23 protein-coding genes are annotated in these 19,767 nt (G+C 57.5%); 10 read left to right on the top strand and 13 right to left on the bottom strand.

What is annotated here, in order from left to right; all coding sequences use genetic code 11:
• The first annotated feature begins 124 nt into the window (after window positions 1–124).
• Genes RBB76_RS10205 through RBB76_RS10195 form a run of 3 tightly spaced genes read left to right on the top strand, consistent with a single transcriptional unit; the run spans window position 125 to window position 3,322 of the window.
• Window positions 125–2,257 (top strand): hypothetical protein, encoded by a 2,133-nt coding sequence (locus RBB76_RS10205; RefSeq protein WP_429632083.1) that lies wholly within the window; start codon window positions 125–127, stop codon window positions 2,255–2,257.
• 56 nt (window positions 2,258–2,313) lie between these two features.
• On the top strand, window positions 2,314–2,760 hold the full coding sequence (locus RBB76_RS10200) for a thioredoxin family protein (RefSeq protein WP_429632081.1): 447 nt from the start codon (window positions 2,314–2,316) through the stop codon (window positions 2,758–2,760).
• 52 nt (window positions 2,761–2,812) lie between these two features.
• Window positions 2,813–3,322, top strand: coding sequence for an AAA family ATPase (locus RBB76_RS10195; protein WP_429632079.1), 510 nt, complete (start codon window positions 2,813–2,815; stop codon window positions 3,320–3,322).
• Window positions 3,323–3,401: 79 nt separating this feature from the next.
• Here RBB76_RS10195 and RBB76_RS10190 read toward each other — a convergent pair whose 3' ends face one another.
• The 3 genes from RBB76_RS10190 to glyA form a co-directional block, all read right to left on the bottom strand.
• Window positions 3,402–3,611 (bottom strand): hypothetical protein, encoded by a 210-nt coding sequence (locus tag RBB76_RS10190; protein WP_429632077.1) that lies wholly within the window; start codon window positions 3,609–3,611, stop codon window positions 3,402–3,404.
• 213 nt (window positions 3,612–3,824) lie between these two features.
• Window positions 3,825–4,313 carry a DUF4126 family protein gene (locus RBB76_RS10185; protein ID WP_429632075.1) on the bottom strand — a complete coding sequence of 163 codons (489 nt, stop codon included), beginning with the start codon at window positions 4,311–4,313 and terminating at the stop codon, window positions 3,825–3,827.
• A gap of 213 nt (window positions 4,314–4,526) precedes the next feature.
• Complete coding sequence (glyA, locus tag RBB76_RS10180) at window positions 4,527–5,792, bottom strand: serine hydroxymethyltransferase (protein WP_429632073.1); 1,266 nt, start codon at window positions 5,790–5,792, stop codon at window positions 4,527–4,529.
• Between the two features lie 181 nt (window positions 5,793–5,973).
• Between glyA and RBB76_RS10175 the strand changes: the two genes are divergently transcribed.
• The gene (locus RBB76_RS10175) at window positions 5,974–6,309 is read left to right on the top strand and encodes a hypothetical protein (RefSeq protein ID WP_429632071.1); all 336 of its coding nucleotides are present in this window, start codon (window positions 5,974–5,976) and stop codon (window positions 6,307–6,309) included.
• A gap of 252 nt (window positions 6,310–6,561) precedes the next feature.
• Here RBB76_RS10175 and RBB76_RS10170 read toward each other — a convergent pair whose 3' ends face one another.
• The 7 genes from RBB76_RS10170 to RBB76_RS10140 all read right to left on the bottom strand — a co-directional run bounded on the left by RBB76_RS10170 (window position 6,562) and on the right by RBB76_RS10140 (window position 13,296).
• The gene (locus RBB76_RS10170) at window positions 6,562–6,798 is read right to left on the bottom strand and encodes a hypothetical protein (protein WP_429632069.1); all 237 of its coding nucleotides are present in this window, start codon (window positions 6,796–6,798) and stop codon (window positions 6,562–6,564) included.
• A gap of 150 nt (window positions 6,799–6,948) precedes the next feature.
• The gene (locus tag RBB76_RS10165; RefSeq protein ID WP_429632067.1) at window positions 6,949–8,178 is read right to left on the bottom strand and encodes a hypothetical protein; all 1,230 of its coding nucleotides are present in this window, start codon (window positions 8,176–8,178) and stop codon (window positions 6,949–6,951) included.
• Window positions 8,153–9,568 (bottom strand): MBOAT family O-acyltransferase, encoded by a 1,416-nt coding sequence (locus RBB76_RS10160; RefSeq protein ID WP_429632066.1) that lies wholly within the window; start codon window positions 9,566–9,568, stop codon window positions 8,153–8,155. The genes RBB76_RS10165 and RBB76_RS10160 overlap by 26 nt, the downstream gene beginning before the upstream one ends.
• Before the next feature lie 410 nt (window positions 9,569–9,978).
• Complete coding sequence (locus tag RBB76_RS10155; RefSeq protein WP_429632064.1) at window positions 9,979–10,263, bottom strand: PEP-CTERM sorting domain-containing protein; 285 nt, start codon at window positions 10,261–10,263, stop codon at window positions 9,979–9,981.
• Complete coding sequence (locus tag RBB76_RS10150; protein ID WP_429632062.1) at window positions 10,242–10,721, bottom strand: hypothetical protein; 480 nt, start codon at window positions 10,719–10,721, stop codon at window positions 10,242–10,244. The genes RBB76_RS10155 and RBB76_RS10150 overlap by 22 nt, the downstream gene beginning before the upstream one ends.
• 195 nt (window positions 10,722–10,916) lie before the next feature.
• Entirely contained in the window at window positions 10,917–12,137 is a 1,221-nt protein-coding gene (locus RBB76_RS10145; RefSeq protein WP_429632060.1) for an alpha/beta hydrolase family protein, read from the bottom strand.
• 4 nt (window positions 12,138–12,141) lie between these two features.
• Window positions 12,142–13,296 (bottom strand): two-component system sensor histidine kinase NtrB, encoded by a 1,155-nt coding sequence (locus RBB76_RS10140; RefSeq protein ID WP_429632058.1) that lies wholly within the window; start codon window positions 13,294–13,296, stop codon window positions 12,142–12,144.
• 743 nt (window positions 13,297–14,039) lie between these two features.
• Between RBB76_RS10140 and RBB76_RS10135 the strand changes: the two genes are divergently transcribed.
• The gene (locus RBB76_RS10135; protein WP_429632056.1) at window positions 14,040–14,315 is read left to right on the top strand and encodes a hypothetical protein; all 276 of its coding nucleotides are present in this window, start codon (window positions 14,040–14,042) and stop codon (window positions 14,313–14,315) included.
• 105 nt (window positions 14,316–14,420) lie between these two features.
• On the opposite strand, the gene RBB76_RS10130 is transcribed toward RBB76_RS10135, so the two are convergent.
• Window positions 14,421–14,990 carry a methyltransferase family protein gene (locus RBB76_RS10130; protein WP_429632054.1) on the bottom strand — a complete coding sequence of 190 codons (570 nt, stop codon included), beginning with the start codon at window positions 14,988–14,990 and terminating at the stop codon, window positions 14,421–14,423.
• A gap of 28 nt (window positions 14,991–15,018) precedes the next feature.
• Complete coding sequence (locus tag RBB76_RS10125) at window positions 15,019–15,312, bottom strand: hypothetical protein (protein WP_429632053.1); 294 nt, start codon at window positions 15,310–15,312, stop codon at window positions 15,019–15,021.
• A 93-nt stretch (window positions 15,313–15,405) separates the two neighbouring features.
• Here RBB76_RS10125 and RBB76_RS10120 point away from each other — a divergent pair, with 93 nt between their 5' ends.
• Complete coding sequence (locus tag RBB76_RS10120) at window positions 15,406–15,816, top strand: YidH family protein (RefSeq protein ID WP_429632051.1); 411 nt, start codon at window positions 15,406–15,408, stop codon at window positions 15,814–15,816.
• Window positions 15,817–15,822: 6 nt separating this feature from the next.
• Here RBB76_RS10120 and RBB76_RS10115 read toward each other — a convergent pair whose 3' ends face one another.
• Window positions 15,823–16,539, bottom strand: a complete 717-nt coding sequence (locus RBB76_RS10115; RefSeq protein WP_429632049.1) for a hypothetical protein — start codon at window positions 16,537–16,539, stop codon at window positions 15,823–15,825.
• Window positions 16,540–17,234: 695 nt separating this feature from the next.
• Here RBB76_RS10115 and RBB76_RS10110 point away from each other — a divergent pair.
• From RBB76_RS10110 to purK, 4 genes are all read left to right on the top strand, one after another.
• Window positions 17,235–17,681 carry a hypothetical protein gene (locus RBB76_RS10110; RefSeq protein WP_429632047.1) on the top strand — a complete coding sequence of 149 codons (447 nt, stop codon included), beginning with the start codon at window positions 17,235–17,237 and terminating at the stop codon, window positions 17,679–17,681.
• A gap of 19 nt (window positions 17,682–17,700) precedes the next feature.
• Window positions 17,701–17,961 carry a hypothetical protein gene (locus tag RBB76_RS10105; protein WP_429632045.1) on the top strand — a complete coding sequence of 87 codons (261 nt, stop codon included), beginning with the start codon at window positions 17,701–17,703 and terminating at the stop codon, window positions 17,959–17,961.
• A gap of 87 nt (window positions 17,962–18,048) precedes the next feature.
• The gene (gene purE, locus RBB76_RS10100; RefSeq protein WP_429632043.1) at window positions 18,049–18,525 is read left to right on the top strand and encodes a 5-(carboxyamino)imidazole ribonucleotide mutase; all 477 of its coding nucleotides are present in this window, start codon (window positions 18,049–18,051) and stop codon (window positions 18,523–18,525) included.
• The gene (gene purK, locus RBB76_RS10095) at window positions 18,522–19,700 is read left to right on the top strand and encodes a 5-(carboxyamino)imidazole ribonucleotide synthase (RefSeq protein WP_429632041.1); all 1,179 of its coding nucleotides are present in this window, start codon (window positions 18,522–18,524) and stop codon (window positions 19,698–19,700) included. Before purE ends, purK begins: the two co-directional genes overlap by 4 nt.
• Window positions 19,701–19,767 lie beyond the last annotated feature (67 nt).

The following is a 19,767-nucleotide window of genomic DNA, read 5'->3' as shown; positions in this document are numbered from 1 at the left end:
CTGGGGAACGCCGGCTGTATCGCACAGAAGGATGACGGGACGTCCGCCAAGCAACCCGCCGAGATCACAGAAGCGAAGCTTATAATTTTGCCGAACGAAATCGGTAGCTGGATGGAGACGCTTTATGCGTTCGATGCGGATTTCGATTGCGGCGATGGCGTTCTTGGGGGCTGCTGTATGCGCCGCACAGTCGCCGAACGCACAGTTGCCAACTCCCGATTCGCCGTCGCTGGAGAATCGGGAAGTTGCAAATCGACCTGCAGCGGGCTCTTCCTCAAATGCGCCTCTCTATCGTGAGCTGGATTTGCTTCGCCGAGGCGGGTTCTTTGAGGCGCCCGAGGCGCGCGTTTCGCTGAAGATCGTCGGCAAAGATGGTGTTTTACCGAATCATGTCGAAACAGATGAGTACACGCTGATCGTCAACGGTACGTCGCGGATTGGGCGGCTGCAATCTCCAAAAAAATCGACTGACGTGGTTTCGCCGCTGGTATTGCTGATCTTTCCACCGAACCAGCCGGTGGTGCATTCGATCGGAGTGCGTGAAGCGACTAAATACTTTGCGTCGCAACCGACGGAGTTACTGCCGTGGCGAGTTGGAATCTTTGATTCAAACGGAAAGTTGACTCCGTTCACGAATGGGAGATCACAGCTGCTGCTGAATCTGGACTTCGTGAATCATGCGGTCGAACCCTTTCAGTACACCGGGGGTGGGTCGATGCTTGGGGGTCGGCCGTCTGATGGAAGCTGGCTGATGAAGGCTGAGGATGCGATCAGTCTTATGCAGCGGTTCGACGGGGCGAAGGTCGTTCTGGCAATGAATCCTTTGGCGGAGTCGATGTATGGCCTCAACGATCAGATGTTCGCGCATGATGGACCTGAAGCTTTGATCGATGTAGCGAAGCATGTAGGGGCTCATATCTATGTAGCGAATGTGGGCGGGCCGGAGGCGTTCGTGCCGGGTGGGGGCGCCGCGGAAGACCGTCCGGCGCAAGTGAATGTTCCTTCGGCGGGTGGCGGCCCACAACTAGGCACTGCACCTTCTATGCACATGCAATTCGATCCCCGGCTTAGCAACGCCTTGGCCAATTCTGCGGCCCGCACCTCGTTGATGATGCAGACCGCGGAGTCGACGCTGGGCGGTTTTTCCAACTCACTGGACCAGCTTGCTGCGCAGATTCATCGAGACCTGGATGAGACCTACTCGCTTTACTTCGATATGACTCCTGCGGATCGTGACCATGGAGTGCCCTCCGTGGAGGTGAAGTTTGCGGATCACAATCTACGCTCGTCAATTATGGAAGTTTCACCTGTTGGTACGACCTCCGAGGCGAACCGCGAGGCGGTTTCCAAAGTGTTGGTGGACAAGGTCAGAAAGGCGACCTTGAAGCCTGTGAGTTCGGCGGATTTTCGTATTACGCAGCACGTCGATTACTTTCCCTTGCGCTCGGGGCTCGAGCCCTTGCTTCCTATGAGCGCTCTCGTCGAGTGGACCGGAGCTGGGCGGGGTCCAGGGCGGCTTTCTGTGGTCGAATCGGTGGACGACCTTAACCTCTCTACTCCATTGATGGAACGAGCTGTTCAGGTGAAGTGGGATGGTCACCGCGTCAGTTGGGAGAGAGATGGGAGTTTGCATCCTGGTCAATATCTCTGGCGGATTGCGGTCCACGACGGAAATGGAGCGGTGTTTGCATCAGCAGAACGGAAGATCACTGTCAGCTTACCTCGGGAGACTAGTGTTGAGGTGAGCAGCCTGATCGTCGGGAAATCATGTCGTGAACAGGCCGGAGCGGTGGATGGGTTGAGGCGGCGAACGACCGACAATCACGATGACGTTCAGCCGCCATCGCAGATTGACCCGATGCGCGCGGTGGACTGCCGGATCAAGCCTGAGGCTTCGGATAAGTTCGCATCCACGGACCGGCTTCATGCTTTTGTGAGGATTTATCCCTCCGAAAAGATTGATAAACACAAACCCGAGAGCTGGACTGCGAAGTTTACTCTTTGGTCCAAGACGAATGCTGTTGCGACAGAGAAAGAGACTCCTTTCCGAATCGATTCGGGGTCGGGTTATCTCGCCTATGTTGAGATGTCACTGGATACTCCCGGTATGGATTCAGGCCAGTACACGCTGGATGTCGTCACGCGAGGTCCGGGGATCCGCAAAGAGCTGAAAGAGTCCCGCTCAATTTTGATTCAACAGCCTATTTCCAATGACGAGACGGACGCGGCGGGAGATGTTCGTAAAACAACGGACTGACGTCATGAGACCGAATCAGGCGAAACACATCTAATCGGTATTCAGGGGGTAATGAAATGCCTGCAATCCGGACATGTAAACAGTGTGGCCAGAAAAATCGTGTTGCTGCAAATCACCTCACTGACACGGGGCGTTGCGGTGCGTGTAAGACTCCGCTTCCCCCGGTCGATGAACCGCTGCAGGTGGATGGGGCTCTTTTCGACGAAATCGTAAATGCCGCGCGCGTTCCGGTTCTCGTAGACTTTTGGGCGGAGTGGTGTGGGCCGTGTCACGCCGCCGCTCCAGAGGTGGCGCGCACGGCAAAGGACATGGCGGGACAGGCTCTTGTGTTGAAAGTTGATACCGACAAACATCAGCAACTAGCGGCGAGGTTCAACGTGCGCGGTATCCCCAACTTCGCCATCTTCTCTGCCGGAAAACTTGTGAAACAACAGGCCGGCGTGGTGGGGCACGACGTGATGGAGGGATGGCTGCGATCTGCTGCACCCGCTCCGACCACCTGAGCGGCAGGACTCGTATACTTGGCGCTGCGTAATCGCGCAAAGGTACGACTCGATGAAGCTGATCTTTCTATACGGTTTGCCCGCAACGGGAAAGCTGACAGTAGCACGCGAACTGGCCGCGATGACCGGCTACAGACTCTTCCACAACCATCTCACCGTCGATCTGCTTCTGTCGGTCTTCGAGTTCGGCTCACCGGCCTTCGTCGCACTACGAGAAGAGATCTGGCTGTCCGTGTTCGATCAGGCAGCTTCAGGCCAGGTGCCTGGACTCATCTTCACCTTTGCACCTGAACCGACGGTGCAACCCGGCTTCCTAAAAAACGTGGCTGCTACAGTCGAAAAGAGAGGCGGCGAGGTGGATTTTGTTGAACTTGTCTGCCCACGTAGCGAGCTGAGACGACGTCTAGGTAATCCATCACGGGTTGAGCATCGCAAGCTGACTTCGGTTAAGATTTTGATCAAATTTATTCGACTCGAGAGTTTGATGGATATTCGCTGCCGAAGCCCAGGCTCTCGATCGACACCAGTCTTTGTAGTGCCGCACATGCAGCCGCAAAGATAGCCGAGGTCCTCGAACTCGATCTGTCACTGACCTGACTCGTCTGCGCGACAGAAACTGCAGTGAAGTTCAGGTCGCGGGTTTACCAGTCGCGGCTATGATGAGGGATTCGTCCGCAGTCGCCTTCGGTGAGGTAGCAGCGAAGTATCCCAAAAACCACGGTAGCTCCCGCACCGATAATCATGAAGAGAACCCCGGTCGAAATTCTTCCCGTGAAATAAGGAAAGAGGAAGACAACAACTCCCGCGTACATCAGAATCGTCAATAAGATTCGCGTCATGCGCTTCGTCATGTTTTCCACCTCCGGTGCTTGTGTGGCAGCCGAATTCGTCGCTATCCGCTCAATCGAGTATCCAGCCCGAACGCAATTCCGGTCCGGAATATTCCACATCCTACTCCGAGCAGATCAGCTTTTGCCACAAATTTGATATCTGTGGCGGGCGCGACAGGCCCGGAATTAGGTTCATCTAAGGGATATTGCGTTTTCTAACGGTCAAGAAGCGCATCATCCGGTCACAATACCCATTGCCAAGATTGCGCAAAAGACTGCACTCACATCCTCGATAAGCGCCACGGGCCAATCTTTGCCGCCGCGTCGCGTCACAATCTCTCGCCGAATCAGAAAGCTAGCGAAGGTGCCCACAAGGGCGCCCGACACGCACAGAATGACCCCCTCCATTCCAGACCCGTTGAGTCCCGCAGCAACAATCGCGCCTACCAAGCCGGCGAATACCAGCCTGGCAATCAACGGAAACGGGGCTGTCCGATTCGGTGTCTTAGGTAGCTTGTCGCCGATGTATTCGCCGATCGCAAGCAAGGTAAAAATAATTGCTGTTACGAGTTTTCCGCTCCAGGCTGCCCAATTGTCGTCTACCGAAAGATGACCCGCATAGGCGAACCAGCAGAGCACCGCCATCGCGGTCATCGTCCGCATCCCTGTCACGAGGCCCAAGAGGGGGATGGCGAACAGCCAGGTCATCATTTGCATCGCCATGAGGTTCCTCTTTCATTCGAATGCTCGAAAGTTAGTGGAATGGCCAGGATGTTTCAAACACGCTGTCTACTCAACTACTCAGCGTTAGCCTTTCAATCGAAAACTATACTCGCAGATCGGTTTTTGACGATGGCTTATGAATCATTATTTGCAAGGCTGAGATTTGCCCTCCGGATCAGTTGGGTGGGATGAAAATCGTCTGATCTCGAGAAGCTATTTGTCTCGCAGCCAACCGTACAGAGGGAAATTCTTCGCCATTTCCAGCACCTGACCGCGGATTTGTTGAAGCTTCGCGGCGTCGGTCCTATGTTCGAGAGCCTGTGCAATCCAGCCTGCAATGATGCGCATCTCCGGCTCTTTCATGCCTCTGGTGGTCAACGCGGGTGTGCCGATCCTTATGCCGCTGGGCTTCATGGGCGGGTTGGTGTCGTAGGGGATGGCGTTCTTGTTGACCGTGATTCCAGCCTCTCCCAGCGCATGTTCCGCTTCAGAGCCGAGCATTCCCTTTTGGAAGACGTCGATCAGCATGACATGTGTGTCTGTGCCGCCCGAGATGATGCGATATCCTTCTGCGGCGATCGCTTCGGCGAGGACTTTGGCGTTGGTGACGACCTGTGCGGCGTAGGTTGCAAACTCCGGTGCCAGCGCCTCTTTGAAGGCGACGGCTTTTGCGGCGACGATGTGGATGAGGGGGCCTCCCTGTTGGCCTGGAAAGACGCTGCGATCAATGCCTACGGCCAGATCCTGATTGCACAGAATCATTCCGGAGCGCGGTCCGCGCAGGGTTTTGTGCGTGGTGGTGGTGACTACGTGGGCGTGGGGGACGGGGGATGGATGGGCGCCTCCGGCGACTAGGCCGGCGAAGTGGGCCATGTCGACCATCAGGTAGGCTCCTACTTTGTCGGCGATGGCGCGCATGCGGGGGAAGTCGAACTGGCGCGGGTAGGCGCTGCCTCCACCTACGATTACCTTGGGTTTTTCGCGGATCGCGGTGGCTTCTAGTTCGTCGTAGTCAACGGTTTCGGTGTCTTTGCGGACCTGATAGCCGACGATTCTGTAGAGTTTGCCTGAAAAATTGAGTTTGTGGCCGTGGGTGAGGTGGCCTCCGTGGGCCAGATCGAGGCCCAGGATGCAGTCGCCTGGGTTGAGGATGGTCATGTAGGCGGCGGCGTTGGCCTGGGAGCCGGAGTGGGGCTGGACGTTGACGTGATCGGCGTTGAAGAGCTGTTTGGCGCGGTCGCGGGCTATGTTTTCAACTACGTCGGCGTACTCGCAGCCGCCGTAGTAGCGCTTTCCAGGGTATCCCTCTGCGTATTTGTTGGTGAAAACGGTGCCTGCGGCCTCCAAGACCGCGCGGCTTACGAAGTTTTCAGAGGCGATCATTTCGAGGCCTTCGTGCTGGCGCTTTATCTCGTTTTGAATCTGTGCGGCGATCTCGGGGTCGGCGGTGGCCAGCGGGGCATTCAGGTCGATGGGCATGGGGTTATTTTATGTCACTGTTTTTGGATTTTTTTTCTGCGTGGTGCGAGGGGAGTGATCTGGTGATTTCGTGGTGTTTTTGAGGGGTGTTTTGGAAGATGAGGGTGTTTGGGTGTGGTGTTTTGCTGGTGAGAGTGTGGTGGATTGCGTGGCTGAGATGGTGGCGAAACAATGAACTTTTGTGTGGCTAACAATGCGCCACAATTTTGAACTTTATTTTTGGGTGGTTTTGCATCGTTCGTGGTTGGTTGCCCTGGAAAACGCTATATTTTGGGCGGGTTTGGGATTTGATTTCGATTCGCAACAAATAAGGTTTTTGGGTGGGCATCCATTCGTCTGTCGTTGGCGTTCTTACTATCAGCAAGGGTTTAAACAGACAGAATGGGAAAGGATCATTATGCAGACTTTATTTGTCGGAATCGCGTTTTTGACGATGGTGGTTCTTCCGGTTCTTGTCGCCAAGTGGAACGGGACTCGCAACGAAGACCTTCGTGCTTTTGAGCGCAGAGCGGAGTAGCTGGTTTCGTGCAGTGAGAAGTTGACGTTCGGGAAGCCCCGAATGAGAGACGAGGTGGTTCTCTCATTCGGGGCTTTTCTGTGCGTTCGTGACGCGCCGGAACCTAGTTCTATATCGACATGGCGAGGCCCTCGCAGCCGACTGCAGGTCCTTCGACTACGCGTCTCGCGATGAGACTGCGATACGCTCCGCTCAGGATGACAATTTCTATATCGATCCACTACTTAGGACCGGCCTATGGGTCGATATGGCCTAGTTTCGGGTAAGGGTGGCCAGCGCAGTGGAGTGGGCCTGGGCCTTTGCAAATGCTGACTTCATCATCAGTGCCGCTTTGGACGGGAGGCAGTGGCACACGTCGGAATCGGTTGTGGCGATGTGCCGGGCCGGGGTTTGGGCACCGACGGCTACTACGACTAGAAAGACTGCTATGAAGATGGCGAGACGCCGGGTGGCGTGGTCGTCGGACGGACGATACGGAGGCTGTGTCATGGGATGACCCTCTGGAGGGATGATACGGCGGCGGCGGTATAAGAGTTCCAAAATATCAAGAAAAGATTTGGGGCCCGGCGCCCGTCAGTTGTCCGAGGCCCCTTTTCGGACAACTGAGACTGCTTTACTTCCCCGATAAACCGACCTTCGCTACCGATTTTCTATGACTTGCGGCCTATCCAGAGCAGCGGCGGATGGTGGAACGCAGTCAGGGGTCGAGAGAGGTCGCGGCGCTTCGGGTTTGAGGCGCAGCCGAGGCGTCAGTTGAGTCACGCTTCGGATGTAGGCATCGGTGAACACGATTGCGCAGGCGTGCGAAAGATGAGAGCTCTCCGGTAGATAAAGGTTCTGTGCGTTGGAAAGATCGTCAGCGTGAACGCCTTTGGCTTGCGTGTAGGCGAGCAGAGGGTCCCATCCCCTTGCTCTGGGAATGTGGCCGTATTCGACCTCGCGCAGACCTGGCCCTGAAGGCGGGCGAAGGAAGACGACATCGCCGCCACGAGCACGGATTTTATCGACGGCAGTTTTGGTCCGCGCGAGAATCTCCTGGATGCTCTTGTCGTCGATCGGAAAGGGCGGAAAGAGTTCATGCCAGACAGTCCGGGCGTGCTCGTTCAAACGCTTATCGTGGTCGAGTCTTCGCCAAAGCCGGGCATTTCCATCCGGGGCGAGTTCTCCAATCTTCCAGACGCTATCGTAGGGACCTCTTACGCCGGGACGCCAATGCGGATCGAGGTGAGCGACCAGAGTGCTGAGGCCGTAGTCTTCTTCAAGCATGGCGAGAAAGGGCGCGATGACGCGCTGGATCTGGTAGGAAGCGCGCTTGGAAGGCGACTCCTTCTTGCTCAAGTCGATCGCCTCCCTTGTCCGTCCGACGGTGAAGCGGTTGTCGAAGAAGGAGGTTTCGGCCATTCCGACGACGGCGAGGCCCTTGAAGTGAGGGTCGTCCGCGATGTCCTCCAGGACGAGCAGGCCAGTGCCGCCGGGGATGCCCAGTTGAATCGGGCGAATGCCGGTGAGTTGCTGGACGCGATCGAGGTCGGTGTCGTAGAGAATGCGTGAGTCGCCGATGAGCAGAAGCGGCACGTCGCGACGATCAACTTCGCGACGCTGTTCTGCCCAGGTGTCATAGGAGCTGCTCATGTCTCCGGGAACGAGTTCGAGCCGACGCATCTGCCACTCCCAAAGCCCGGAGAGCACGAGCACGAGAATCAACACGACGAGTGAGATCCTGCCCCAGGGCTGATCGGGGATGTCGCGTTCGGGAACTGGCTGCGCCATACCCGGACGGTCGGCTGCGGTGAGGCGCAAGCCCTTGGGCAGGGCCTCGTGGGTGGTTGGCGGGGGCATGGTGCTAGAACTGGAAATAAATGAAGCCATTGCTCTCTCCGTGTTGAATTACAACTGCGAAGGCCATGATGGTCCAGAGCGCGGTTAGAGTTGCAGGGTGCAGCCGGGCGACTGCCATCTCGAGAGTCTTGTTGCGCATGAGGCTGTGTGCGAGGAGCAAGCCACCGATGATGAGCGTCGTCGTGATGAGGTAGATCGCCGCCAGGATGGGTTCCGCATGGTGATTTCTGCCGAACATACCGCTGAGGATCACGATGGCCTGGTGGAATGTTTTGGCGCGGAAAAAGACCCAGGCGATGTTGACGAACAGAAAGGTGAGCAGCCCGAGCGCGGCACCAGCGATGGGCCCAGGGTGATAGCCGCGAAACGGCTTGCGCAGCATACGTTCGACCGAGAGATACAGCCCGTGGAGGCCGCCCCAGACGACGAATGTCCAGCTGGCGCCATGCCAAAGGCCGCCGATCAGCATGGTTGCCATCAGGGAGAAGTAGGTCCGCGCATTGCCGCGCCTGTTTCCGCCCATGGGAATGTAGACATAGTCGCGCAGCCAGGCTGAGAGAGTGATGTGCCACCTGCGCCAGAAGTCGGTGAACCCAATTGCGGCATAGGGAAAGCGAAAGTTATCCGAGAGTGCAAATCCGAGGCAGAGGGCTGCTCCAATCGCGGTGATGGAGTAGCCGGCAAAGTCGCAGAAGATCTGTCCGCTGAAGGCCAGGGTTCCCACCCAGGCATCGATAAAGCCGGCTGCGGATCTGCCGTTGTAGACGAGATCTACGACGGGGCCGAGGAAGCCGTCGGCTAAGACCGACTTCTCAAAGAGCCCCAGCGTCATGAGGGCCAGACCAAAACGCATCTGATTCGCCGTTGCCTGATGGGGAACTTCAAATTGAGGGACGAGCTCGGTGGGCCGCATGATGGGACCGGCGACGAGGTGGGGAAAGAAGGTAACGAAGAGGGCGTAGTCGAGGAAGTTGCGAGCGGGTGCGGAGCGACGCAGGTAGATGTCCAACGTGTAGGACATGGTCGCGAAGGTGTAGAACGAGATACCGATGGGAAGAATGATGCTCGACTTTGGCGGGCTGTATTGGAAGCCCGCCATGGATGCCATGTGGGCGAAGTTATCGAGGAGGAAGTGACCATATTTGAAGTAGCAGAGTAGCCCCAGGCTGACGACGATGGAGACCATCATCCAGGCACGGCGCTTCCAGGGGTTTTCCGCGGCGGCGAGTCCGCGAGCAGCGAACCAGTCGACGACTGTGGAGAGCCAGAGCAAAATAACGAACGGTGGATTCCACGCCGCGTAGAAGATGTAGCTGGCAATCAAGAGATTGATCTTCTTCACTCGCCAGGAGAAAGGCATTGAGTGGAGGATGAGAACAATCGCAAAAAAAACGACAAAGACAAGGGAGTTGAAGATCATCTAGCGCACACTCCTACACACATGACTGATTTGGCCCATGGGTTTACACACGTTTCTTATCCCGGGTGCGGCGAATCATCCAGCAGGAAATAGGTTTGTCTGGTCGAACGGTAAGGTGCTCGTTCTCGGAATCATCAGCTGCGGATTGCGATCTATAGTGCTCAAACCTGATGCGTCATTTCAAAGATGACGGATTTAGTTTTGGCGTCCCGCAAGCGGCTCAGAAGGAACACGACACAGAGACAGACCGGCTGAAGGTGGCTTCACCGGTGAAGAATTCAATCTTTTAGGGCCAGTATGTTCTGGAGTGTACATGACCTTCCAGGGACTGATTGACTTTTTATCGAGCGCGTAATGAAAGGAAGCAGGCACGTCCTGCGCGCCTGCTTCCTTGTGTAAATGCCTTAAGACTATGCTTTGGAATGCGTGAAGCGTGCCTTGCCCTTGCGCGTCAATGCGACGAGCAAACCGGGGAGACCGGTGCCTAGCAGCAACAGCGAACCCGGTTCCGGCACTGGAGAGGTGTTCACCGAAACCGTCAGCGCCTGCCCCTCGTTGTCTGGCTCCAGCTTGGTCGCACCGAGCGAATCGCTGAGCTCGTACTGCAGGCCGACGCCAGGAACTACTCCGTTGCTCCACAGATCGGCCGTGTATCCGCCGGCGATGTTGAACGCTACGCCGTAGATATCCAGCACGCCGCAGAGAAGGGATAGCCCGGAGGGCCACCTGGTGTGTCGGGGGGACAAACAATCGGGGAGTTTCCATCCGCATAGAAGAGGTTGTCATACGAGAATCCGGCCTCGGTGAATGCAGGCGCCGGAAAGGGTGGGGGTCCGGAGGGAGCGACTGTGGGCTGCAGCCCTGTGATCGCACCGGAGAAGTTCGCGCTCGCGTTTGTGTCCGAGAAGAAGCCGCTGATACCGGTGATGACATCGGTGCCGGCAGTCGCTGTGGGCGCAATGGTAAGCGTGCCCGAGGCTGTGATGCCACTTCCGCTGACCGAAAAAGCGTACGAGTCAGCCCGCGCCGTCTGGGTGGCGGCAAGAGTTCCTGCTAAGGCGAGTAGTGCTGGCAGAATAACGTTTGAGCGCGACCGAGTGGGTGCGGTTCCGGGTGCGGACGAAGAGGTTCCTTGGCAGAATGCAGTTTTCATGTTGCCCTCAGAGTTAGAAGTTGCTAGGGGCCCTGTAGTGTGAAGGAGGCCAGACTACCATAGGTCGGCAGGGCTGACGGTTAGGCAATTTTGAAGATCTGCCTATTTTCCCGCGACACGAAAACGTGCGTTTGCCAGACGCACATCGCCGCTTTCCCTGACGTTCACTGGAGGCCGCTCTGGCTGGCAATGGAACTATTGGGCTTTTGCAGTTACGTGTGATTCGAGAGATGGGGCGGTCTTTGTTTGGGCGAGGCGCTTGAAGGATTGGTAGATGAAGGAGCCGAGGTACCAGCCGTCGAGGTATTTGTAAGGGGTTTCGCCGGTGGTGTAGTGGCCGCAGGGGAGGACCTTCGAGACGTAGTCGATCTTTAGGGCGTCGAAGTTGGTGAGGACGTCGAGCGAGTATTTCAGCGGGAAGGTGAGGTCGTAGGTGGCGTGGACGACGAGGACTCGTTTGGGCTTGGCGGCGAAGCGGTCCATGTAGGACATGGGGCTGACGATGGAGAAGATGTCGCGGACCTGGTCCTGCGTGAGGCTGGCCTGCTCGAAGGCGGCGCGGATGTGGCGGGTGCTTTGGCCGGCCCATACGACGTCTCCGAACCAGGTGGAGGCGTGGTTGAAGGCGCAGATTTGGAGGCGCTCGTCGAAGGCGGCGGCGATGAAGGCGTAGCAGCTGCCGAGGCTGGTGCCTAGGACTCCGAACTGTTCGTAGCCCTGGGTTTCGAGCCAGTCGATGCAGCTGCGGATGTCGACGACGGCCTGACGGCAGGCTTCGGTGGTGCGGCCTACGTTGGCGCTGACGGCGTAGTCGGAGCGCTCGAGTTCGGCGGGGCGGCGAACGTCGTGGTAGGGCTTGGAGAGGCGGAGGCAGGAGATGCCGAAGCTGTTGAAGAGAGTGCAGAGGGCGTTGTGGGAGAAGGCGTCGGCGTTCCACTGAGGCATGACGATGATGGCCTGCTTTGGTTTGCCTTTTTGCGTCTCGGGGTGCGCGGGGTACCAGCGGGCGTTGACCTGGTCGTTCTCCGGGTAGCGGGTGCGGATGGGGGAGGTGAAGCGTAGGAAGTCGGCGGCTTCGATCTCGCCGGTTTCGGCCTGGCGGCGGAGCTCGGCGTCCTCCTGGAGGGTTTCGGGGCGGACGTTGGTGGGGTAGAGCTGGGGGTGGCGGCGCTCGAGGCGGAAGTCGGTGGGGGTGTCGTAGCTGTAGAACTCGTCGGCACGGGCTACGATGTCGGCGTTGACGGCAGTCATGCGGTCGTAGTCGCTGAGGTGGGGGTTGGCGGCGAGGGCGAGGGGGCTGAAGTCCTGGAGCCAATCGAAGCCCCACTCGAGGGGGCGGACGATGCGATTTGTGTCGCGGGTGGTGAGGGCTGTCTCCCAGGAGTACATCCACTTTGCGTAAAGCCTTGAGAGCATTTGTCTAGTTTATCAAGGTGTCACCGTCTATCCCATCGATGGGGAGAAAGATTGAAAACACTGTTCCATGGTGCGATCGATCGGTGGAGGTTCGGAAGGAGATGCTTCCGCCTTGTTTCCTGATGATCTGGTGGGTGATCCATAGGGCCAACCCTGTGCGTGTGGCGCCACGGGTAGTAAAGAATGGTTCGAAGAGGCGTTCTCTTAGTTCTCTGCGAATGCCTTCGCCGGTGTCGGCGACGGTGATGCGGACTCCGGGCCGATTCGACGCCGTCCTGCTCCATGAGTCGCGAACTCGGATGATGACTTGCCCTCCGGGCTGGGTCGCGTCGATCGAGTTGCGAATGAGATGAGCAACAGCCTGCGACAGATCGTCTGCGTGGCACAGAAGTCTAAGGTCACTCCGATATTTGCGATCCAATGTAATCTCCGCTGCGCGGAGTCGAGTCATATAGGTCGAAAGTACCTCTTCGACTAAGTTTGCAGGTTGGATCGCAATCGGCGCGGTCGATTGCTTATGAAACCGCAGGGAGTTGGTGGTGATGTGCGTGAGACGCTGCAACTCGGCATCAGCAATGTTCAGATAGTTGCGCGTATCTTCGTCAATGTTGCGATCCTGCAGGGCGAGAAAGAGCGCATTGGTGACAGATTCAAGGGGGTTATTTATTTCATGAGCGATGCTGGAGGCGAGCCTTCTGACGGCCTGTATCTTTCCCTCGATGTCCCGAAGCTGCTCTGCGACTTTCTCTTCGTTGATGTCCTTTGACATGCCTAACCAGCCGTTGATACGTCCGTTCTCGTCGCGCGTGGGCAGGGCTTGAGCTCTGACATATCTGTAGGTGCCATCTCTCCGAAGCAGCCGATACTCCGCGGTGTAGGATTCGCCGGATCGAAGGCTATCCATCCATTTCTTGAAAGTAGGTGCCCTGTCGTCCGGGTGGACGAATCCATTCCACTGCCTGTCCATGGCTTCGAGGTCGCTCACTCCGGTGAAGTCGAAATAGCGATGGCTGCAGAAGGTCTTTTTTCCGTTTTCGTCAGAGGCCCATACGAGTTGTGGAAGATCTTCGGCCAGTTCGCTAAGCCAGTTGCGGTTGTGCTGAAACGACAAGCCGGTTTGGGTTTGGACCGCGATCAGGGTGGAGATGTGGCTAAGCAATATTACGCTCCGACGGTTCGTTCTGGGTCGTCACGTGGTAGTTCTGGGGAGGTGAGACTGAGCGTACTCTCAAATATCTCCGAAAGCTTCCGTTTTAGGTGGCATTCGAAGATAACGTCACGAACTTTCACACTATAAAAAATAGTGCGTGTTCGTTTCACTTGCGAGGTGGGAGCCTTTTGCGCGACCAGTTTGCGCGACCAGTATTGAGAGGTTTTGATTCTCAGGACTTCTTCGTGCGAAGGGTTCCCTGCTGCATCGTCACTCGTCACCCCTGAGAGTCGAGTTCACATGCCGAGACCAATGGTAATTACCTATGAGGTTGTCGTTCAGCCAGACTTCGTGAGGAGCCTCCGGACTTGAGATATTTCTTCCTGTGGGCAGGGGATTTTTACCCTTAAGTTTCCTGTTGCGGGAAATTTTGGCGTTTTGATTGTCGAATTGTCGTGGCCTGCATCTGATAGATGGAAGCTTTTACAGGAATCACGCAATTTTGACTATGGTGCGAAGGTTGTAGTCAGAGCTTTTTTCCACTGGGCTGCCAATTTGGGCAAAAGTGGAAAATGTTTTCCTTTCTCTTGCGGGTTTGCCCTCAGGTCTGGCGCGTTAACGGTCGATAAATTTGGGCCGTTTGTTGAGAATAAAGGCGCTTCACGACTGCTCGAGACTGGCATTGCGCTTGCAAGTATGCAAAACGTAGCACACGGATAGAGAAGATTCATAAAACTGAGAGGAGGCAAAAAATGGCGGCAATCACACTTTATACATGCCTTTGTGGAGTACAGAAGAAGACGAGCAATCACTGGGTGCTGGCGAAGGTCAGCGATAACGGCATTACTTTTATGCCCTGGGATGCTGAACTGGCACGGCGCGGAGATATCGTTGTGTTGTGTGGCGAGGGTTGCGCGGCATCGATGCTGAGCCGTTCGCTGGGCGACTGGAAGAAGCCGGCAGTGGGCGTTACCAGCGTTGGTTCGGTGACCGATATCAGTGCCGAGTATGAGTTGGCGGTAGCTTAGGCTGACTTCCCCGGAGAGCCGAAAGGGGCGCTCTGCGGGGATCTGCGGGTCGGTATGTGTCCCAGTGGGATGGGAGGCGGCTGAACGCGGGGTGGGTTGGTGGGTTTAGAAGATTCCTGGGATGAGGCATTTTGTGGTTTTGCTGTAGTCGTCGTATTCGTGCCCGAAGGCGCGGCGGAGCGCTGACTCTTCTACGCGGATTCGATAGAAGAGAGCAGCGACGGTGGGGATGAGGACCATCGCAAAGCCGAGCCAGTTTCTGGTGTGCAGGGCGATGGCGGCGAAGATGAGGATTAGTCCCGAGTAGGACGGGTGGCGGACGAAGCGGAAGAGCCCTGTTTTGTGGACGGTTTGGGTGGCACGGATGGCGACGTTGGCGCTGAAGGAGCGGCCGAGGGTGACGATGGCTGTCCAACGAATGGCGAGGCCAAGAATCAAGGAGGTGAGCGCGGCGGCTTGAGCCCAAGGGGTGATGGGGTCGATGGTGTGGGGGTGGGTGTCGCCGTAGTAGCTGCCGAGGGAGACGGAGACAACGATGACGAGCCAGAGGATGCGGAGAGAGCCGCGGTCCTGGATGTCGCCACCGCCGCGGCGGGTGCGTGTGATGGCGAGAATGGCGACCTCAGACAAGACCCATGCGAGGTAGAGGATTCGGTACAAAGCCAATACGTTCATGCTGGACCTCGTGGGTTGACCACGGATTTTATGGAAGCAGGGGGGTGATGCTTTCTACGATGACGCCTTCGGTTTCGAAGTGAGTGACTCGGTGGTCGGTGCTGTGGCCCATGTGGATCGCCTTTTTAAGAAGGGTAATGAGAGGGCGGGAGGTCTCGGGGAACCAGCGGTCGGAGGATTGATCCCAGTCGACGGCGAGGTTGTAGGTGGCGTCGCATTTCGGGCAGACGACGGGCGTGTCCAGCCAGCGCTGGAAGGAGCCGGTGGTGAGTTTGCGGACGGGGTCGGTGCCGGAACGGATGGCTGCTATGCGGAGATTCATCGCTGGGAAAAGGGTAGCACCGGGTTGAGGTGTGGATTGGACGTTCGGCGGGTGGTTGAGTAGGCTTCTCGGACGGGGAGAGAGGCGGGGGCGATGGGTGAGGGAGAGAAAGATCCGCGAGTGACGCTTGCGGGAGAACGAACGCAGATGGCGATATTTCGGACCAGCCTGTCGCTGGATAGGACGACGCTGGCTTGGGTTCGAACGACGCTGACGATGACCAGCTTTGGGCTGGGGATGATTGCGTTCTTTCGCACGATACGCATGCAGGCAAATACGCCGGAGAGTGTGCGGCTGCATGAAGCAGCGATTCACTTTGGCGTGGCGCTGGTGGTAATTGGCGTGGTGGCTTCGGGGCTGGTGGCGGTGTCGCACCTTTCTGCGCTAAGGAAGCTGCGAGCGGGAGAGATGCCGATGGCTGCGAGGTGGCCGTTGAGCATTACGCTTGCGCTGCTGCTGGCGTTGCTGGCGCTGTGGGCAATGTGGGTTACGTTTCATGGGTAGAGATCGTTAGAGCTCGGAGAAGATGAGGCAGACGCGGCCTACGATGTAGTCGGCTGGGGTTTCGTGCGAGGCGAGGGGCAGGAGCTGGACGGGGAAGTCGCGGGAGTAGGGACGGAGGATGAGACGGCCTTCGTCGTAGTCTACGAAGCGCAGCAGGAGGGCGGCGCCGCAACGGATGGCATAGAGAGTAGGTTGATGGGCGCGGTAGGGGGCGAGGGAGTTGTAGTGGCGATCGAGGACGGCGATGGCACCGGGCGAGAGGAGAGGATCCATGGCGGCGGATTGCTGGGTGTCGGCGCGGATGGCGAGGAAGCGCTGCCAGTGGGCATGCCTGGTGGAGGGGCGGGCGCGGTTGTCGTGAAGGCGGGAGGCAGAGACCTGAATGGTTTCGATGATGGAGGCGGGTGGGATGCGGGCGTCGTCCATGGCGGCGGAGGGGGAGACGACGGGGACGACTTCGATGGGATCGCTGGTTTCGGGTGGGGTGGGAGTGGAGTTGGCGTTTAGATCGAGAGGGAGGATGTGCTCGATGGAGAGTTTTTGGGAGGCGAGGACGCGGTCGAGACCTTCGAGAGAAAGGGCGCGTTTTTTGTTGAGGAAATTTGAGATATGGGCTTGCTGAAATCCAGCCTGCTGGGCGAGTCGGCTTCCGGTTAGGACGCCCCGATCGATGCGTCGGAGGAGTTCGAGACGAAGGAGCTCGTGGAGATCTTGGAAGTTCATAATGGAGGGTATCCCACGGCGAACCATATCATTGGGCAAGGCGAACATAAAGCGAAATATTCGCTTGACGCAATAAGTTTTCGGTTGAAACTACTGCTAACGAGGGATATACGGAAGTGGAATGCCTGAGGAAAGATTGCGGTTGACAGTAGTTTTGTCAAAAGCTATAACCTTGAGACTTTCCCAATACGGAATCGAAGCGGTAGAGCGACCGGAGACCTCGGAATATGGGGTGCGAGAGCTGGACTGTGTTCGGAGACGGGTGGGCGAGGAACAGGGTGATCGATTTTTCCCAAGGTACGACACTGCACGGAAGCAACGACAGATGAAGGCTGTCGCCTTGACCGACTGAACCAGCAGAGCGAAGCGGCAGGCGAACGGCGTTCCATAGCAACTTAGGCGAGCCCACTCGGCCATTGAAAAAATCGAGGCTCGCCGGGGGAGAAGTACGCTTTGAAAGGGAACGAAGTGAACTACTTGCGCATGGATTTGAAGGTATGTGAAGGGTGCGGGGCGCTTTGGCTCCGTGCGGGCTCTGACGGTGTGTACTGCCGGGGATGCGCTGGGCGACTGGCTGAATTTCCGGCACCGCGAGGCAAGCATGCTGGAGGAAGAAAGCGGCTGCAGGTGCGTAGCGGGAGTTTGCGCAGCGTGGGATGCACGGCGGCGGTTGTTGGAGTTGTCGGAGGTGCACGATGAGTGCAGCTTTGGTGATTCTGCCGGCGGTGTGGGCTACGGCTGCGCCTTCTCGTGGGAAGACGCTGCCAGAGGTGGTGGAACAGAAGAAGACGGCTCCGGAGCTGGCGTTCTACCGGAAGTATACGGAGGGGATGCTGCGACGGTATGTGAGGCTGTCGATGGAGGCGGGAAGAGCGCCGTCGTTGCTGGGTCGCGAGATGTTTCGCGGGAAGGTGACGAGCTACCGAGTGCACAGCTTTGAAGATGTGGTGATAGCGGATTTGAGTGTGCTGAAGAGCCAAATGAAGCAGGTGCTAGGGATTGGGCAGCCGGGGCGATTGACTCAATTGGAGGATCGCGTGGAGCAGCATGAGCGAAGTGTGCAACGAATGAAGGGGCTCCTGGGTGCTGGTGGCGCTGTGTTGGCGGTGTTCCATCTGGCAATTGATTATCTTCGGCGGTAGGTGGGATTAGGGAGAAAGCATGAACTTTTTGAAGCTGTTTTTACGATCGATTGCGTTGCTTCCAGGCGTGATTCAAGGAACGGAGGCTTTGTTTGGAGCGGAGACCGGGGAGCAGAAGAAGAAGGCGGCGGTGGAGATCGTTGGGGCTGCGATCAACATCACCGACGCTGTGACGATGAAGCATATTGCCGACGCGGACAAGTTCACGCAGGGGCTGAGTATGGCGATTGACGGCGTGGTGATGTGCCTGAACGCGAGTCTGTGGGCGAACCGTTCGTAGTGTTGCTGCGGGCGCGGCGTGCATGGGAAACCGTATAATCGGGCCATGGACGCCGAGTCGCAGAGCAGTGTTTTAGTTGGAGTTGTGATGGGAAGCCGCAATGACTATGCGGTGATGCGAGGTGCCGTGGAGGCGCTGAAGGAGTTTGGCATCGCGCATGAGGTACGGGTGGTGTCGGCTCACCGGACGCCTGATCTTCTTTTTGATTACGCAGAGTCTGCGGTTGAACGTGGTCTGCGGGTGATCATTGCAGGAGCCGGGGGTGCGGCGCATCTGCCGGGAATGATCGCAGCGAAGACCGTGGTGCCGGTGCTGGGTGTTCCAATACCGGCGACAGCGTTGCAGGGAATGGATTCGTTGTTGAGCATTGTGCAGATGCCGAAGGGGATTCCTGTAGGAACACTTGCGATTGGGGCTTCTGGCGCTGCGAATGCAGGACTGTTGGCTATCGCGATGTTAGCTACTACGGATGCTGAGTTGCAGAAGAGGTTGATTGCGTGGCGTGCTGCGCGGCGAGACGAAGTTCTCGCGCAGGTGGTTGGGGAAGAAGGAGTGGGCGAGTGAGCTCTGATTCTTCGGGTGCGAAACCGATTCTGCCGGGTGCGACGATCGGGATATTTGGTGGAGGACAGCTGGGCCGGATGACGGCGATGGCGGCACGCGGCATGGGGTACCGGATTCTGGTGCTCGATCCGGATCCGGCTTGCCCGGCTCGGTTCGTGGTCGACGGATGCATCGAGGCTGGGTGGGATGACTCGCGGGAGGCGGCGAATCTTGCTCGTGGTTGTGATGTGGTGACACTGGAGATTGAACAGATTTCGCCTGCGAGCATGGAGGCGGCGGCGAGTTATGCGCCGGTGCGGCCGGGCGGTGCCATGCTGGCGGTGATTCAGGATCGGATTGAACAGAAGGACTGGTTGCGACGAAACGGATTCCCGGTGGGGGAGTATCGCGCCGTGCGATCGCTTGATGAGTTGCGAGATGCCGTGGCTGCGCTTGGCGGCAAGTGTTTCTGTAAGAGCGCAACTGGTGGTTACGATGGGCGCGGTCAGGGGAAGGTGGGTTTCAACGCCAGGGCTACTCTCGAGGATGAAGTCAGGGGGGCGTGGGAGGCACTGGGCGAGCGGGCCGGTGTGGCGGAGAAAGCCATCGATCTGGAGAAGGAGATCTCTGTGTTAGTGGCTCGTGCTCCCAATGGCGAGGTGAAAGTTTATCCGGCAGCGCTGAATCATCATGAAGAGCAGATTCTGGCATGGAGTGTGATTCCGGCTCCCTTGTCTTCGGAGATGGAGGCGCGGGCGCGGGAGATTGCTGAGGCGATTGCTGACACATTTCAGCTGGAGGGTTTGCTGGCGGTAGAGATGTTTTGTACGACCGATGGGAGACTGCTGGTCAATGAGCTCGCTCCACGACCTCACAACAGCTACCATGCGAGCGTGCGGGCCTGCGTGACCGGTCAGTTCGAGCAACTGGTGAGAGCGGTTTGTGATCTTCCGTTAGGAGATGTGGATGTTGTGCAGCCCGCGGCGATTGCAAATCTGCTGGGCGATTTGTGGCTGAAGGATAGGCAGGCTGTCGAGCCCAGGTTTGACGCGGCGCTCGCGGTGCCCGGAGTCAGACTTCACTTGTATGAGAAGCATAAGCCGCGCAAAGGACGGAAGATGGGGCACCTTTCCGCTGTGGGTGCAACGGCGGATGAGGCGGTGCAATTGGTTTTGCGGGCCAAAGCGCTGCTCTAGACAGTGTTGAGAAATAGAAACGCGGCAGACTTGAGGTCAGTCTGCCGCGCTTTTTATTTTAAGGATG

Origin of the sequence: Tunturiibacter psychrotolerans (assembly GCF_051013365.1) — a bacterium.
Classification (GTDB): Bacteria; Acidobacteriota; Terriglobia; order Terriglobales; family Acidobacteriaceae; genus Edaphobacter; species Edaphobacter psychrotolerans_A.
Note: the sequence above shows the minus strand (reverse complement) of the source record. Positions and strands in the feature narration are given on the sequence as shown.